The organism is Nocardia sp. A7, from assembly GCF_046549215.1.
GTDB lineage: Bacteria > Actinomycetota > Actinomycetes > Mycobacteriales > Mycobacteriaceae > Nocardia.
On sequence record NZ_JAJPWE010000003.1, the window covers coordinates 112,600 to 129,591 of the forward strand.

At 68.6% G+C, this 16,992-nt stretch carries 11 protein-coding genes; 5 read left to right on the plus strand and 6 right to left on the minus strand.

The genetic code is table 11. The annotated features are described in order from the left end of the window. The first annotated feature begins 62 nt into the window (after positions 1–62). From ACLJPD_RS18595 to ACLJPD_RS18605, 3 genes are read left to right on the plus strand one after another with little or no spacing between them, the layout of a single operon-like run. Complete coding sequence (locus ACLJPD_RS18595; protein WP_410873573.1) at positions 63–4,838, plus strand: DEAD/DEAH box helicase; 4,776 nt, start codon at positions 63–65, stop codon at positions 4,836–4,838. Between the two features lie 4 nt (positions 4,839–4,842). After that, positions 4,843–5,643, plus strand: a complete 801-nt coding sequence (locus ACLJPD_RS18600) for an Fpg/Nei family DNA glycosylase (RefSeq protein WP_410873575.1) — start codon at positions 4,843–4,845, stop codon at positions 5,641–5,643. Continuing rightward, entirely contained in the window at positions 5,643–6,023 is a 381-nt protein-coding gene (locus ACLJPD_RS18605) for a VOC family protein (RefSeq protein ID WP_410873577.1), read from the plus strand. Before ACLJPD_RS18600 ends, ACLJPD_RS18605 begins: the two co-directional genes overlap by 1 nt. Before the next feature lie 3 nt (positions 6,024–6,026). Here the strand turns inward: ACLJPD_RS18605 and glpD are convergent, their stop codons facing one another. Beyond that, positions 6,027–7,817 (minus strand): glycerol-3-phosphate dehydrogenase, encoded by a 1,791-nt coding sequence (glpD, locus tag ACLJPD_RS18610; RefSeq protein WP_410873579.1) that lies wholly within the window; start codon positions 7,815–7,817, stop codon positions 6,027–6,029. A gap of 243 nt (positions 7,818–8,060) precedes the next feature. On the opposite strand from glpD, the gene glpK reads away from it, so the two are divergent. Then, complete coding sequence (glpK, locus tag ACLJPD_RS18615; protein ID WP_410873581.1) at positions 8,061–9,557, plus strand: glycerol kinase GlpK; 1,497 nt, start codon at positions 8,061–8,063, stop codon at positions 9,555–9,557. 36 nt (positions 9,558–9,593) lie between these two features. On the opposite strand, the gene ACLJPD_RS18620 is transcribed toward glpK, so the two are convergent. The 4 genes from ACLJPD_RS18620 to ACLJPD_RS18635 all read right to left on the minus strand — a co-directional run bounded on the left by ACLJPD_RS18620 (position 9,594) and on the right by ACLJPD_RS18635 (position 14,991). Beyond that, complete coding sequence (locus ACLJPD_RS18620; protein WP_410873583.1) at positions 9,594–10,772, minus strand: PLP-dependent aminotransferase family protein; 1,179 nt, start codon at positions 10,770–10,772, stop codon at positions 9,594–9,596. A 91-nt stretch (positions 10,773–10,863) separates the two neighbouring features. Continuing rightward, positions 10,864–12,219 (minus strand): hypothetical protein, encoded by a 1,356-nt coding sequence (locus ACLJPD_RS18625; protein WP_410873585.1) that lies wholly within the window; start codon positions 12,217–12,219, stop codon positions 10,864–10,866. A 70-nt stretch (positions 12,220–12,289) separates the two neighbouring features. Continuing rightward, positions 12,290–13,300, minus strand: a complete 1,011-nt coding sequence (locus ACLJPD_RS18630; RefSeq protein ID WP_410873586.1) for a hypothetical protein — start codon at positions 13,298–13,300, stop codon at positions 12,290–12,292. A 290-nt stretch (positions 13,301–13,590) separates the two neighbouring features. Beyond that, positions 13,591–14,991, minus strand: a complete 1,401-nt coding sequence (locus tag ACLJPD_RS18635) for an NAD(P)H-quinone dehydrogenase (RefSeq protein ID WP_410873588.1) — start codon at positions 14,989–14,991, stop codon at positions 13,591–13,593. Positions 14,992–15,291: 300 nt separating this feature from the next. On the opposite strand from ACLJPD_RS18635, the gene ACLJPD_RS18640 reads away from it, so the two are divergent. Beyond that, positions 15,292–15,753, plus strand: coding sequence for a gamma-glutamylcyclotransferase (locus ACLJPD_RS18640; protein WP_194826037.1), 462 nt, complete (start codon positions 15,292–15,294; stop codon positions 15,751–15,753). A gap of 39 nt (positions 15,754–15,792) precedes the next feature. Here the strand turns inward: ACLJPD_RS18640 and ACLJPD_RS18645 are convergent, their stop codons facing one another. Then, positions 15,793–16,983: a M20 family metallopeptidase gene (locus ACLJPD_RS18645; protein WP_410874486.1), complete on the minus strand. Its 1,191-nt coding sequence runs from the start codon at positions 16,981–16,983 to the stop codon at positions 15,793–15,795. Positions 16,984–16,992 lie beyond the last annotated feature (9 nt).

Genomic DNA, 16,992 nt, shown 5'->3' on the forward strand with positions numbered 1-16,992 from the left:
GGCGCAGGTCGGGGTGCGCGCTGTCGGCGAAGTTGTCAGTGGGTCGGTGCACACTTGGTGCTATGGATCGGTTCTCCCCCGCGACTGCCCAGTGGTTCGACGGCGCCTTCCCCGGCGCGACGTCGGCCCAGCTCGGCGCGTGGGACGCGATCGCCGCCGGCGAGAACACGCTGGTGATCGCGCCGACGGGTTCGGGCAAGACCTTGTCGGCGTTCTTGTGGGCCATCGATCAGCTGGCCCAGCGGGAGCCACCCGAGAAGGGGGCGACTCGGGGCACGTCCGTGCTCTATGTGTCGCCGTTGAAGGCGCTGGCCGTGGACGTGGAGCGCAATCTGCGAGCGCCGCTGGTGGGAGTGACGCAGACGGCGAAACGATTGGGGCTCGACCCGCCGGATATCTCGGTAGGGGTGCGCTCCGGCGACACTCCGCCCGCAGCGCGACGGGCGATGTTGCGCACGCCGCCGGACATTCTCATCACCACGCCCGAGTCACTGTTCTTGCTATTGACTTCGGCGGCTCGCGCGACGCTCGCCCAGGTCAACACGGTGATCGTCGACGAAGTTCACGCCATCGCCGGGTCAAAGCGTGGTGCGCATCTGGCGTTGTCACTGGCGCGGCTGGATCAGCTCACCGACAAGCCCGCGCAGCGGATCGGGTTGTCGGCGACGGTGCGCCCACCCGAGGCGGTGGGGCGGTTCCTGGTCGGGAACGCGCCGATCACCATTGTGCGACCGCCCGCGCCGAAGACCTTCGACCTGTCGGTGCGGGTGCCGGTGGCCGATATGACCGATCCCGGGAGCGATTCCGATCAACCGGGGTCGATCTGGCCGCATGTCGACGAGGCCATCGTCGACCTGGTGCTCGAGCATCGGTCCTCGATCGTGTTCGCCAATTCGCGGCGGCTCTCCGAGCGGCTGACAGCGCGCCTCAACGAGACCTACTCCGCTCGGCTGGGCGAGCCGGTGGCGACCGAGCACAAGCCGCCCGCCCAGCTCGGCCCGTCCACCGAGGTGATCCACGGGGCCGATCACCTATTGGCGCGCGCCCATCACGGGTCGGTCAGCAAGGAACAGCGGGCGATCATCGAAGACGATCTCAAGACCGGTCGCCTGCGCTGTGTGGTGGCCACCAGCAGTCTCGAACTCGGCATCGATATGGGCGCGGTGGATCTGGTGGTGCAGGTGGAGGCGCCGCCTTCGGTGGCCAGTGGGCTGCAACGGGTCGGACGCGCCGGGCACCAGGTCGGCGAGATCTCGCGGGGCGTGCTGTTCCCCAAACACCGCACCGACGTGATCCACTGCACCGTCGCCGCCCAGCGCATGCTCGCGGGTGAGATCGAGCAACTCCAGATCCCCGCGCACCCGCTCGACATCCTCGCTCAGCAGACGGTGGCGGCCTGCGCGCTCGAATCCATCGACGTGGACGTCTGGTTCGATATCGTCCGCTCCACCGGCAGCTACGCGAACCTGCCCCGTTCGGCCTACGAATCGGTGCTCGACCTGCTGGCCGGGCGCTACCCGTCCGACGAGTTCGCCGAACTGCGTCCGCGCTTGGTGTGGGACCGCGACGCGGGCACCATCACCGGCCGCCCCGGCGCACAGCGACTGGCGGTCACCTCGGGCGGCGCCATTCCCGACCGTGGGATGTTCGCGGTGTTCATGGTGGGCGAAAAGGCTTCTCGGGTGGGCGAACTCGATGAGGAGATGGTCTACGAATCCCGCGTCGGTGATGTGTTCGCGCTCGGTGCGACGAGTTGGCGGATCGAGGAGATCACCTTCGATCGGGTGCTGGTCTCACCGGCGTTCGGGCTGCCGGGCAGGTTGCCGTTCTGGCACGGTGACGGATTGGGGCGCCCGGCCGAGTTGGGTGCTGCGCTGGGCGAATTCGTGCGTACGGCGGGCCAGGTACCTGCCGATGAGCTGAGCCGGATCGTGGCGAACATGGGCGCCGAGGCGGGTGAAGTCGTCGCGCCATCGCCGGCCGCGCAGGGCAGGTCCGCGGCACGGCTCGAACAGTTGATGCGCACAGCTGGGCTCGATCAGAACGCGGCAGCGAATCTCGTCAGCCTGGTCGAGGAACAGCGCAGCGCCACCGGTCAATTGCCGACCGACCGCACGCTGATCGTGGAGCGGTTCCGCGACGAACTCGGCGATTGGCGGCTGGTGCTGCACTCCCCCTACGGCACCCCGGTGCACGCACCGTGGGCGCTGGCGGTGGGCGCGCGCCTGCAGGAACAGTTCGGCATCGACGCCGCCCCGACCGCCTCCGACGACGGCATCGTGGTGCGCCTGCCCGACACCACCGACCAGCCGCCCGGCGCGGAACTGTTCGCCTTCGAGCCCGACGAGATCGACGACATCGTCACCGAACAGGTCGGTGGCTCAGCGCTGTTCGCGTCCCGCTTCCGCGAATGCGCCGCCAGGGCGCTGCTGCTCCCCCGCCGCGACCCCGGCAAGCGCGCACCGCTGTGGCAGCAACGGCAGCGCTCGGCCCAATTGCTGGACGTGGCACGCAAATTCCCGCAGTTCCCGATCCTGCTGGAAACCGTGCGTGAATGCCTGCGCGACGTCTACGACCTGCCCGCCCTGCGCGACCTGCTCACCAAGGTCGCCCGCCGCGAAATCCGCCTGATCGAAGTCGAAACCGCGAGCCCGTCACCCTTCGCGGGCGCTCTGCTGTTCTCCTACATCGGCCAATTCCTCTACGACGGCGACAACCCACTGGCCGAACGCCGGGCCGCCGCACTGGCTTTGGACTCCAGCCTGCTCGCCGAACTCCTCGGCCGCGTCGAACTCCGCGAACTCCTCGACCCCGCTGTCATCACCCTGACCGAACAAGAACTCCAACGCCGCACCCCCGAACGCCGAGCCCGCGACCCCGAGGGCCTGGCCGATCTTCTCCGCCTCCTCGGCCCCCTCACCCCCACCGAAGCCGCGGCCCGCTGCGTCCCCCGCCCTGGCACCGCGTCCGCCGCTCGCCACGCCGAGGCGATGGAAGGCCGAGCGACCCCAGCGGATGCTGACCCCGCCGGCGACAGGGCGGATGGTGGTCTCGATTCCGGTCGAGCCGACCACGACCGGCTCGACGATTCCGACGCGCCCGCCTGGTTCGCGGAACTGCTGGATGCGCGACGGGCACTGGAGGTTTCGTTCGCGGGACGTACCTGGTGGGTGGCGGTGGAGGACGCCGCTCGTCTGCGGGACGCGCTCGGCGTGCCATTGCCGATCGGCGTGCCCGCGGCGTTCATCGAACCGGTGCCCGATCCGCTCGGTGACCTCGTCGGGCGCTACGCGCGCACCCACGCGCCGTTCACCACCGCCGCGGTCGCCGACCGCTTCGGCCTGGGAACGGCCGTCGCCGCGACGGCGCTGCACCGCTTGCTCGCGGAAAAACGCGTGGTGGAAGGCGAATTCACGCCGGGCACCGCCGGCGGCGAGTGGTGTGACGCACAGGTCCTTCGCCGGTTGCGCCGCCGTTCCCTTGCTGCCGCTCGGCACGAAGTCGAGCCGGTGTCCACCGCCGCGTTCGCTCGGTTCCTGCCGTCCTGGCAACACGTCGGATCCGGCGAGCTACGCGGTGTCGACGGCGTGGCGACAGTGGTGGAACAGCTGGCGGGCGTGCCGATTCCGGCATCAGCCTGGGAGTCGCTGATCCTGCCCATGCGAGTCCGCGACTACTCCCCCGCCATGCTGGACGAACTGATGGCGACCGGCGAAGTGGTGTGGTCGGGCCACGGCGCCATCACCGCCCGCGACGGCTGGATCGCCCTGCACCTGACCGACCAAGCCCCCTTCACGCTGCCTCCCGCCGACGAGATCGACCCCACCGATATCCAGCTCGGCCTCCTTGCCGCACTCGGCGCGACGCTGGAGCCTTGGCCCCCTTCCGGTGGTGCCACACAAATGCCACCCACCGTGACCGGCGGCGGCGCCTACTTCTTCCGCCAACTCTCCGATGCCACCGGTCTGCTCGACGACAAAGCAGTCGGTGACGCACTGTGGCAGCTGGTCTGGGCCGGCTACGTCTCCGGCGACACCTTCACCCCGGTGCGCGCCCTACTGTCCGGCACCGCCCGCGCCGCCACCGCGCACCGCACCCCACGCCGCGCTCCCCGCGGCCGCGCGTACCTGCCGAGACCCTCGATGCCGACCCGCTCGGGCCCGCCGACGCTGGCAGGCCGCTGGTCGATTCTGCCGGAACGCGTGCAGGACAACACCGTGCGTGCCCACGCCACCGCCGATCAGCTGATCGAACGTTACGGCGTGCTGACTCGCGGTTCGGTGCAGAACGAAGGAACAGCAGGCGGTTTCCAGCTGATGTATCGGGTACTCACCGAGTTCGAGGATCGCGGCCGGTGCAGGCGCGGCTATTTCGTCGACACGCTCGGCGGCGCCCAGTTCTCCACCACCGACACCGTCGACCGCCTGCGCTCGTTCGACACCGACCGTGACAACACCAGAGCGGGCGTCGCGCTCGCCCTCGCGGCGTGCGACCCGGCCAACCCCTTCGGCGCCGCCCTCCCATGGCCGAAGAGCGACGCCGAAGGCGGGCATCGACCGGGCCGCAAAGCGGGCGCCGTGGTGGTGCTGGTCGGTGGCGAACTGGTGCTCTACTCGGAGCGCGGCGGCAAAACGCTGCTCAGCTTCACCGAGGACGTCGGTCTGCGCCGGGCGGCGGCGATCGCGCTGGCCGGACTGGTCCGCGACCGCAGGGTCGACAGCTTGGTGATCGACAAGATCAATGGAGAGACCGTGCACGGCAACCTGTTCGCCGAAGTCCTCGTCGAGGCCGGTTTCTCGATGACCCCAAGCGGTCTGCGGCTGCGCAGGCAGGTGTAGTCGAATGCCAGAGGGCGACACTGTCTTCCGCGCCGCGCAGCGCCTGCGCACGGCGCTGGTCGGTAGAACGCTGACCCGCAGCGATTTCCGGGTTCCGCGATACGCCACCGTGGATCTGGTCGGTGAGCGCGTCGAGGAGGTCGCCAGCTACGGCAAGCACCTGTTCATCCGCACCGACCGGGTGAGCATCCACACCCACCTGAAGATGGAAGGTGTGTGGCGGGTGTTCCACCGTGGTCAACGCTGGACCAAACCCGCCGTCACCGCGCGACTGGTGCTCGCCAACGACGAGGTCGAGGCCGTCGGCTTCTCGCTCGGCAAGGTGCAAGTGCTGCTGCGCGCCGACGAACACACTGTCATCGACCACCTCGGCCCCGATCTCCTCGGCCCGGACTGGGATGCGGCCGAGGCCTTGCGCAGGCTCACCGAGTACCCCCGCCGCGCGATCGGTCTCGCCCTGCTCGACCAACGCAATCTGGCGGGCATCGGCAACATCTATCGCAGCGAGATCTGCTTCCTGCGCAAAGTCCACCCCGTTACCCCCGTCGGCGACATCCCCGATCTCGTGGCCCTCGTCGACGAAGCTCATCGCGTCCTCGGCAAAGCCGCACACCAACCACCTTGGCGCGCCATGGTCTACGGACGTACTCGCCGTTCCTGCCCCCGCTGCGGCACCCCCATCGCCTCCCAACTCCTCGGCGAAGACGACACCGCCGATCGCATCACCCGGTACGAGCGTGGCATCTTCTTCTGCCCGCGCTGCCAACCCCCGCCCGTTTCCCCAGGTAGAGAGCAGGTTTCGTAATGGCATGTCGAATCAGTGAGCTCGTACTCGGTTGTCGCGACCCAGAGACGCTCGCCAAATTCTGGTGTGAGGTCCTCGACTTCGTCGTCCTCGATCGAGAAGACGACGGCACAGTGGAGATCGGCCCGCGCGAAGGGTTCGGCGGTCCGCAGGCGACCATCATCCTCAGCACCACCGAAGAGCCCGAGCACGGGAAATCCCGCCTGCACATCGACGTCAACCCCACCGATCGCGATCAGGACGCCGAGCTCGAACGCCTGCTGAAGCTCGGCGCGCGCCCGGCCGATATCGGCCAGACGGGGCAGGAGTCGTGGCACGTCCTGTCCGACCCCGAAGGCAACGAGTTCTGCCTGTTGAAGGCGCGCATCGACCCAGTCTGAGCCTCAGCGGTCCTGCGGCACCGGCTCCAGTAGCTGCGGGCGCGGCTCGGGAGCCGCCGCCCGCAGTGCGTCGGCCGACTTGTCGTCGGGTTGGGTCTGCGATTCGATCTCGGCGCGTACGCGGGCCTGGTAGGTGGATACCTCGCGGTCGATATCGTCGGTGTCCCAGCCGAGTACGGGTGCGATGAGGTGGGCGACCTGTTCGGCACTGTTGGCGCCGCGATCGGAGTACTCGATCGAAATGCGGGTGCGGCGCGCCAGGATGTCGTCGAGGTGCAGCGCGCCCTCCGCGGCGGCCGCGTAGACCGCCTCGACCTGCAGATAGGACGGTGCGTCGGTAATCGGTTGCAGCAGTTCGGGTCTGCCCTCGGCCATGGCGAGCACCTCGTCGACCAGCGAGCCGTAACGGTCGAGCAGATGCGTCATCCGGTAGGGGTGGATGCCGTAGTGCTCGGCGAGCTGCACGGTCTGATTGACCAAGGCGAAGTAACCGTCGGCGCCGAGCAGCGCGACCTTCTCGGTGATCGAGGGCGAGACACGCGCCGGAATGTCCTGTGCCGCTTCGTCCATCGCGTCGGCGGCCATCACCCGATAGGTGGTGTACTTGCCGCCCGCGATGCTCACCAGCCCGGGGGCGACCCTGGCGACGGCGTGCTCGCGCGAGAGCTTGGACGTTTCGTCGTTCTCCCCCGCCAGCAGCGGGCGCAGGCCCGCGTAGACACCGTCGATGTCGGCGTGGGTGAGCGGGGTGACCAGCACCTCGTTGACCCGGTCGAGCAGGTAGTCGATATCGGCCTTGGTCGCCGCGGGATGGGCGAGGTCGAGATTCCAGTCGGTGTCGGTGGTGCCGACGATCCAGTGCGCGCCCCACGGGATGATGAACAACACCGAGGTGGTGGTGCGCAGGATGATCGCGGCGTCGCTGACGATCCGATCGCGCGGCACCACGATGTGCACGCCTTTGGACGCTCGCACATGGAATCGGCCGCGTTGCCGCGACAGACTCTGCACCTCATCGGTCCACACGCCCGTCGCGTTGATCACCACACTCGCGCGCGCCTCGCCGGTACGCCCGTCCTCGGTGTCACGCAGTTTCACCCCGACGACCCGGTCGGCTTCCCGCAGGAATCCGACGACCTGCGTGGAGGTGCGGATGACGGCGCCGTAGTGGGCGGCGGTACGGGCGACGGTCATGGTGTGGCGGGCGTCGTCGACGACGGTGTCGTAGTAGGTGACGCCGCCGATCATCGAATTCCGGCGCAATCCGGGGGCCAGCCGCAGCGCGCCATGACGGGTCAGATGATGCTGTCCCGGAACAGATTTCGCGCCACCCATGGTGTCGTACAGGGTCAGGCCAGCGGCCACGTAGGGCCGCTCCCACCCACGATGGGTCAGCGGGTAGAGGAATCGCAGCGGCTTCACGAGATGGGGCGCCAGTATCGACAGTGCCAGCTCGCGTTCCTTCAGCGCCTCCCTGACCAGACCGAATTCGAGCTGTTCGAGGTAGCGCAGGCCGCCGTGGAACATCTTCGACGACCGGCTCGACGTGCCCGACGCGAGATCACGGGCCTCGACCAGCGCGACCGACAGCCCGCGTGTCGCGGCATCGAGTGCGATACCGGCACCGACAACGCCACCACCGACGACCAGGACGTCGAACTGATCCTTACCCAGCCGCTCCCAGGCGGTGCGCCGATGCTCGGGCCCCAGATCACCAGGCCCGAGCCGGTCCCGCTTCCCACCCGCGACCAGCTCACCCGGGTGCAAGTACGGAAACTCCGGTGTCTGCGACATCCTCGACTCCTCGCCGCCGACCGATTCCGGCCGGTCCCAGTCGACAGTGGGGGCAAACGCCGCGTTCGGCGGCGCCGCTGCGTACACGCTAAACCTAGTGCCCGCTGGGCCCTCGTGACGGGTCCGGCGAGGCGTGTGAGCGAAAATTCGGCGCGTACACCGAAGCACGAGCGATCCGCCGCCGCGCTCATCGCCGACGACAAAGCTGGTGGCAGCGGGCCCCGCTTTCGGTAACCTGCAGCAATGCGTCGCTATGTGGCTGCCATCGATCAGGGCACGACTTCGAGTCGGTGCATCATCTTCGATCGGCAGGGTCGGATCGTCGGGACCGCGCAGCGCGAGCATCGGCAGATCTTCCCGAAGCCCGGCTGGGTGGAGCACGATCCGGCGGAGGTGTGGCGCAATACCGAGGCGGTGCTCGGTGCGGCGCTGGGCACGAGTCGGTGTTCGGCCGGGGATCTGGCCGCGGTCGGGATCACCAATCAGCGCGAGACCACCGTGGTGTGGGATCGGGCCACCGGCGAGCCCGTGTACAACGCGATCGTCTGGCAGGACACCCGCACCGACCGGCTGTGCACCGAACTCGCGGGTGAGCAAGGGCCGCAACGTTATGCGGACCGTACCGGTCTGCCGCTGTCCACCTATTTCGCGGGCCCGAAGTTGCGCTGGATCCTCGACAATGTCGACGGCGTCCGAGACCGCGCCGAAGCCGGTGACCTGTGTTTCGGCACCATGGACAGCTGGGTGCTGTGGAAGCTCACCGGCGAACACCTCACCGACGTCACCAACGCCTCACGCACCATGCTGATGGATCTTCGTACCCTGCGATGGGATGCGCAGATCTGCACCGACTTCGACATACCGATGTCGCTGCTACCGCAGATCCGCAGCTCGTCGGAGGTCTACGCCGACATCACCTCCGGTCCGTTCGAAGGCATCCCGGTGGCCGGAATCCTCGGCGACCAGCAAGCCGCGACCTTCGGCCAAGCCTGCCTGTCCCCCGGCGAAGCCAAGAACACCTACGGCACAGGCAATTTCATGCTCCTCAACACCGGCACCACGCCGGTGTTCAGCAAGCACGGCCTCCTCACCACCGCCTGCTACCAACTCGGCGACACCCCGGCGGTGTACGCGCTGGAAGGGTCCATCGCCGTCACCGGCTCGCTGGTCCAGTGGCTGCGCGACAACCTCGGCATCATCTCCTCCGCCGAGGAAGTGGAACCCCTGGCCCGCACCGTCGAAGACAACGGCGGTGCCCACTTCGTCCCCGCCTTCTCCGGCCTGTTCGCTCCCCGCTGGCGCCCCGATGCCCGCGGCGTCATCGCCGGCCTGACCCGCTTCGTCACCAAAGCCCACTTGGCAAGGGCCGCACTGGAATCCACCGCCTTCCAAACCCGCGAGGTGGTGGACGCCATGCGCGCCGACGCCACCGCCCAACACCTGGACCTGGAACTGACCACCCTCAAAGTCGACGGCGGCATGACCGGCAACAACCTGCTCATGCAGTTCCAAGCCGACATCCTCGACGTCCCCGTGGTCCGCCCGGTAGTCCGCGAAACCACCGCGCTGGGCGCCGCCTACGCCGCGGGCCTGGCCGTCGGCTACTGGTCCGACCTGGAAGACCTGCGAGCCAACTGGACAGCGGACCAGACCTGGACCCCCACCATGCCCGAAGACGAACGCACCCGCCGCTACGCCGAATGGAACAAGGCCGTCGAACGCACCTACAACTGGGTCTGAATGAACCGCCCGCGGCCGCCCGGGGCAACGGCCCGCTCAGGCCGACGCCGCCTTGACCAAACGGGCGACCGCTTCGGCCAGGGTGGCCTCGTCGGAGGTGGTGAAGCAGAGGCGGAGGGTGTTGGGGGTGGTGTCGGCGAAGGCGAAGGCCGCGCCGGGGACGTAGGCGACACCGGATTCCAGGGCGGTGGGCAGGAGCGTGGAAGTGTCTGTGTTGTCGAGGAATTCGGCCCAGATGAACATGCCGCCGGTGGGATCGGTGCAGTGGAGTCGGTCGGCGAAGGTGGTGCGAAGGGCGGTGGTCAGGGCGCGGGCCCTGGTTCCGTAGGTGGTACGGATCGAATCGACGTGGGTGGCCAGCCAATCGGTGTCTGTCAGCAGAGTGGCGGTGATCTGCTGGGTGAGGGCCGAGCCACAGAGGTCGGCGCCTTGCTTGAGCAGTTCCACTGCGCGACAGACTTTTTCGGGGGCGATCAGCCAGCCGACCCGGAGCGCGGGGGACAGGATTTTGGAGACGCTGGAGAGTCGGATCACCTGGGGCGAGTACGACGCCACCGGCGCCGGGACCGGGGCGTCGAACCAGAGTTCGCCGTAGGGGTCGTCTTCGATCACCCAGAAGCCATGAGCCTGTGCGAGTTCCGCGAGGCGGCGACGGCGTTGGGGGGCGAGGGTGACGCCGCCGGGGTTGTGGAAGGTGGAGACGGTATGGACGACGGCGGGGCGTTCGCCCGCCGCGAGGAGGTCTTCGAGGAGGTCGATGCGCATGCCTTCGCCATCCAGGGGGACGGCGACGATGCGGGCACCTGCTGCTCGAAACACTTGCAGCGCACCGACATACGCGGGATCTTCCACGATCACCAGGGCGCCGAAGTCGAGGAGGACTTCGGCCAGGAGCGAGAGCGCTTGCTGGGAGCCATGGGTGATGAAGACTTCCGCGACCGGCACCGCGCGGCCGATCTTGGCCGATTCGCGGGCCGCGATCACCTCGCGCAACGCGGGCCAGCCGGCGGACTCGGTGTACTGCAGGACGGCGGGATCGCGCAGAGCGACCTCGGCGGCGACGGCAATGCGTTCGCGCGGCATCAGGGCGGCGTCGGGAAGGCCGCCCGCGAGGCTGATGACGTCGTCACGGGCCGTCAGTTTCAGCAGGTCCCTGATCGCCGAGCTCTGCAGACCTGCGAGCTTGCCCGCCAATGCGGGGGTGGTCAGCGACATGGGAACCTCCGGGGACGCCAAGGGAAGCAATCATCCTACGATTGCATATCGTCCGCCAGAATATGAAATTGTGGTCTCATAGAGTGAGACTCTACCGAGCGGTGATGGACTTGACCTGCCACTTTCCGTCGGTGTTGGTGGTGATGATTTCCTGTTTGTAGACCACCGCCGAGCCGTCGGGGTGCATTTCGCGCAGTTCGACGTCATAGTGGCCCACGCTGGTTTCGCGCATCTTCACGCAGTGCGTGGTGCCCGCGGGGATCTGGCCGTCGATCGCCTGCTGGATCGTCTCGGCGGGTGAGATGTTCTCGGCGTCGGGCGCCACGAATTCGCGCACCTTCGCCCCGGAACGATCGGTGTAGAAGGCGTACTGGAAGCCGAGGATGGCTCTGGCGCCGGAGGCGGTGTCGCCCGGGCCGTTGCCGACAGTGACGGATTGTTCTGCGACAGACTGGCATTCGGTGGCCGAGGCGACCGAGGGCACCGGCGCGGCCGTGACGCCGGGATCGGCCCCGCCGCCGCGCTTGACCAGACCGATCGTCAGGACAAGCGCCACCACGAGCAGCACCGCCGCGGCCACCCCGCCGATGATCCAGCGCAGACGCTTGTTGTCGGGTTCCTGCTCCACCGGTGCGGGGGTGAGCGGATTCTTCGGTGCGAGGCGGCGCGCGATCGGGTCGTCTGCCCACGACAGGCCCGGCTCCGAGGGCGGCTTCGGGATCGCGCCGTCGTCGTCCGGAGCGTCCCACCACCTGTCGCCCGCGGGCCGGGGCGGATCGGGCCGAAGGGGGGTGCGGGAGCCCTCGGGTGGCCGTTCCAGTTCCAGCGGCTTGACCTCGGTCGGCTTCGCCTGCGGTACAGGGTCTTTCGACCCGGGACGACCGCGCCGGATCACCTCGGTGAGCTCACGACCGGACGTCACCGGCACGGAATCGCCGAACACCGAACCCTCGCTGCGCGGGGGCTCGACACCGAAGCGCACAGTCGGGTCGGCAGCAGGCAGACCACCCGGGGTAGGACCACCGAACGGTGTGGGCGGACCGAGGCGAGGGACGGGCGGCGGCGTCGCGACGGCGTCACCGAAGACAGAGGTTGGCGCGGAACGACGACCCTCGGGCAGCCGAGGCGGCGCTTGACCGCTGCCCGGCACCGATCCGCCGAACGGACCGCCGGGCGGCGGGGCAACAGGCGGCTGACCGGCAACGGGCCCACCGAACGGACTCTGCGCGGGCGCACCGGCAGGCGGTCCGAACGGGCCGGGCGCGGGCGTACCGGCCGGGCTCCAACCCCGCTCCGGGACCCCGGTCGGCGCAGGCGGCGGCGTGGCCGGCACCGGCCCGCCGAAACCGGCGTCGTCGACCGGCGGCCCGAAATCGCTTACGGGAGGACCGAATTCCGCGGCAGGTCGTTGATCGCCGCGTTCGTTGTCGTCGCCCTCGGTGCCCAAGACCTATCCTTTCCCCAGGACACACGTGTGGGGCGGTCGAAGGCGACCGCCCCACACGACATACTGCGTGTCAGTACTGGAGCGAGCCACCCCACTGGGTGTTCACACCCGCGACGTTCAACGTCTGAAGCAGCTCCCCCGGCACGGGCAGTGTAGCCTTCGCGGCCGCATCGAGCGCGGCGGTTCCGCCCGGCTGCGCCTTGATCCAGTTCTCCACCGCGGCCTTGGCCAGGTTGGCCTGCGTGGTGTCGAGCACGGTCACCGTGGTGTTGTCGGCACGGCCGTCGCCACCGGTGAAGGTGGTGACCTTCACCTCGTTCGCGCCGACGTACTCCACCGAGACACCGGCGTCACCGAAACCGCCACCGGGCGCCCGGTAGCCGACGGTGCCGACGTAGCCCGAGGCGTTGTTGTAGTGGTGGGTGTTGGCCAGGATCCCGGCGCCGTCGACGGTGACGCCGACTTCCTGACGCGGGCCCTCCATCTCGACGACAGGGGCGGCAGGCGCGTTGGCCAGGCGTGGTGCCTGCCAGGTCGGCTCCTTCGGCTCCTGGACGAGGGTGTCCGGGGACTCGACCTCGGCCTGGGTGCCGGTCCCGGTGCCCTGATCGGACGGCACGGTGGGCTGCGTCTGCTGACGCGGCGTGGTGGGCTGGCTCGGCGTGGTGGGCTGGGTCGGCGTGGTGCCCGTCTCGGGCGTGGTGGTGCCCGGCTGGTCCGGCGTCGCGCCTTCCAGCTCGGGCTGGACCGCGGGCTGGGCCTGTCCCGGCACCGGCAGCGGTGCGGTACGGGGCTTGGTGACACCCGGCTGGCTCGGCGTCGGCTTGGCGGGGGTGCCCTGTTCCGGCTGACCCGGCGCGGGACTGGTGACGCCCGGCTGGGCCGGCGTCGGCTTGGTCTCGCCCGGCTTGACGCTCTCCGGGGTGTCCGGGGTCTCGACTTCACCCGAAGGCTGGCCCGGCTGCGCAGGAGCCGGAGTGGCGGGCGTGGTCGGCTGGTCGCTGGGGACCGCGCCGGCCGGCGCCGCGAGGAGGGTCGCCACTGCTGCCGCGGCAGCCAGCGGCAACGACGTGCTTGCCATCGCTCGCTGCGCCCGACTCGGCTTACGATGCTTCACTTTTCGTAGTCCCTTTCCCGGAGGGAATCCCCCACTGCTCCACCACGCGATCAAATCTGATCACGCCTCGGCCGTGAGTCAACCACATGAGCGCGGGACAGGCAACGCGGCAACAGGTTTCACTTTCCCCTGGCTCCGCCTGCGCAAACACCGGGTGTGACGGTCGCCGGGAATCGACGAGCAGCGTTGGCGACCAACACAATTCGAAACCTGGAGGCCCCTGTGATTCGCTTCACATTCGGCGTGTCACGGGCTCAGTCCAGGTCGTCGTGGCGCATCAGCAAACGTCCGGCTTCGGTCAGTGAACCGGTGAGCGAGGGGTACACCGAGAACGTCTGCGCCAGGTCGGTGACCGTCAGGTTGTTCTGCACCGCCAGCGCGATCGGCAGGATCAGTTCCGAGGCGATCGGCGCGACCACCACACCGCCGATCACCACACCGGTCGCCGGGCGGCAGAAGATCTTGACGAAGCCACGCCGCAGCCCCGACATCTTCGCGCGCGGGTTGGTGTTGAGCGGCAACATCACCGTGCGCGCGGGCACTTCACCGTTGTCGATGGCGGTCTGGCTGACGCCGACGGTCGCGATCTCCGGGCGGGTGAACACCGCCGAGGCCACCGTCTTCAACCTGATCGGACTCACGCCCTCGCCGAGTGCGTGGTACATCGCGATCCGGCCCTGCATGGCGGCGACCGAAGCCAGCGGCAGCAGGCCCGTGCAGTCGCCCGCGGCGTAGATGCCGGGCACCGACGTGCGCGACACCCGGTCAACGCGCAGGTATCCGCCACGATCGAGCTCGATGCCGACCCGGTCGAGACCGAGGTTGTCGGTGTTCGGGGTGGATCCGACGGTCATCAGCGCGTGCGAGCCGGTGACGGTGCGGCCGTCGGACAGCTTCACCACGATGCCGTCGGCGGTGCGCTCCACGGCGTCGGCGCGGGCGTGCTTGACCAACTCGACGCCGCGTTCGGCGAGGGCTTCCTCGAGCACGAGGGCCGCGTCGGCGTCCTCGCCGGGCAGTACCCGATCACGGCTCGACACGAGCTTCACCCGCACACCCATCTCGGTGTACGCGGACACGAATTCGGCGCCGGTGACACCGGATCCGACGACGACGAGCGTCTCGGGCAGTTCCGGCAGGTCGTAGAGCTGACGCCAGTTCAGGATGCGCTCACCGTCGGGCTCGGCGCCGACGAGCACCCGCGGACTCGCGCCGGTCGCGATCAGCACGACCTCGGCTTCGAACTCCTCGGAGCTGCCGTCCACCAGATTCGCACGCACGCGATGCGCCAAACCCGGTGCGGGCCCGACCAATTCGCCATAGCCCGGCAGTAGCTGCACGCCCGCGGCCTGCAGTTTGGTGCGGATATCGGAGGACTGCACCAGTGCGAGCGCCTTGACGCGCGCGTTCACCTCGGGCAGATGCACCTTCGCCTGGTCGGCATCGATATTGATGCCGAGGTCGCGCGCGCGGCGCAGATCTGTACGCAGGCCCGTCGAGGCGATAAAGGTCTTCGAGGGCACACAATCCCACAGCACGCAGGCGCCACCGATGCCGTCGGCGTCGACCAGGGTCACCGTGGCCCCGTGCTGGGCGGCTACCAGTGCCGCCTCGTATCCGGCCGGTCCACCACCGATGATCGCAATCCGTGCCACCAGTCACGCTCCTTGTGCTCGCCTGATCGGACCTGCCCCTTGTGAGGGCTCGTCCGTGCTGTCGACTCATCATTTCAGGTGCGATGTGACATGCCCGGGTCGGATCGGTGAACAACGGTGCGCGTGTTCTGTGCCACGTTCTCGGCGTGACCAGCGGGCCCCTGAGTCGGTAGCGAAGCGTCACCACGCAGGGCCCTCGGGGGCGCCGGCGGGTTGTTACGGCGCCACCGTCAATGTGACTGTCAGCCGATCTGGGTGGGAGAGGGGAATTCCGCCGTGGTTATTGGCTACAGTTCCATGGTGCCGATCTATGCCGCCTACGGGTCCAACATGGACTCGACGCAGATGCTGGAACGCTGCCCGCATTCGCCCATGTCCGGGACCGGGTGGCTGGAGGGTTGGCGCCTGACCTTCGCCGGTGACGACATCGGCTGGGAAGGCCCGTTGGCCACCGTCGTCGAGGACCCCGGCTCCCGGGTGTTCGTCGTCCTCTACGACGTGTCCCCCGAAGACGAGGACAGCCTCGACCGCTGGGAGGGCTCGGACTTCGGCATCCACAAGAAGATCCGAATCCGGGTCACCGGCACCCAGGGCGAATCCCGCCTGGCCTGGCTCTACGTCCTCGACGCCTACGAAGGCGGCCTCCCCTCGGCCCGCTACATCGGCGTGATCGCCGACGCGGCCGAAAAAGCAGGCGCCCCAGAGGACTACGTCCACTCGCTGCGCACCCGCAACAGCAAGAACGTCGGACCTGGAGCTTGAGCGAGACCCGTGCCGGTCACGTGACCGGCACGGGACCGTTCAGTGTGCTTGCAGGATGATGTTCGTCAGCGTCCGGACACCCACAGCCAGAGCACGCTCGTCGATGTCGAAAGTCGGCTGGTGCAGGTCCAACTGCTCGCCGACGCCCGACCACACGCCGAGCCTGGCCATGGCGCCGGGCACTTCCTCCAGGTACCAGGAGAAGTCCTCGCCACCGCCCGACTGGGAAGTGTCGGCCAGCGCGGCCTCGCCCATTCCCAGGATCGCGTTCTCGAACATCAACGCCGAGGTCGGATCGTTGACCACCGGCGGCACACCGCGCTTGTAGTTGAGCTGATAGCGCACACCGGTCGGCGCGAGCAACCCGTCGATGATCTCGCGGACCAGCGGTTCCAGCAGCAGCCAGGTGGCGTGATCGCCGGTTCGCACGGTGCCCGTGAGCATGCCCGTCTGCGGAATCGCGTTGGGCGCCTTGCCCGCACTCACCGCACCCCAGACCATGACCGTGCTGGTTCGAGGATCGACACGTCGGCTCAGCAGACCGGGCAAGCCCGTGATGACAGTCCCGATCGCATAGACCAGATCGCTGGTCAGGTGCGGCCGCGAGGTATGCCCACCCGGTGAATCGAGCACCAGCTCGACGGTGTCGGCCGCGGAGGTGATCGCACCGGTCCGCACACCGACCTTGCCGACTTCCAGACGCGGATCGCAGTGCAACGCGAAGATCCGGTCCACCCCGATCATCCCACCGGCCGCGACCACATCCAGCGCACCGCCCGGCATCACTTCCTCGGCGGGCTGGAACACCAACCGCACTCCCACCGGCAGCCTGTCCTCGGCCTCGGCGAGCGCGAGCGCGGCACCGAGCAGCACCGTGGTGTGCGCGTCGTGCCCGCAGGCATGCGATACACCGGGCACCGTCGAGGCGAAGGTCAGACCGGTGAATTCCTGCATCGGCAGCGCGTCCATGTCGGCGCGCAAGGCGATGCGCGGACGGTCGGTGGGGCCGAAGTCGCAGAGCAGACCGGTGCCGCCCGGCAGCACCTCCCAGCTCAGCCCGGCCTTGGTGAGCCAGCCCGACACGAACTCGGTGGTGGCGAACTCCGCACGGGACAACTCGGGGTTGGCGTGGATGTGTCTGCGCCATTGCACCAGGTCACCGGTGTGCTCGGCCAGCCATGCGTCGACGATCTCGGTTCCCGACATCAGCGTTGGTTCGGTGTCCGGCATGGTCGGACA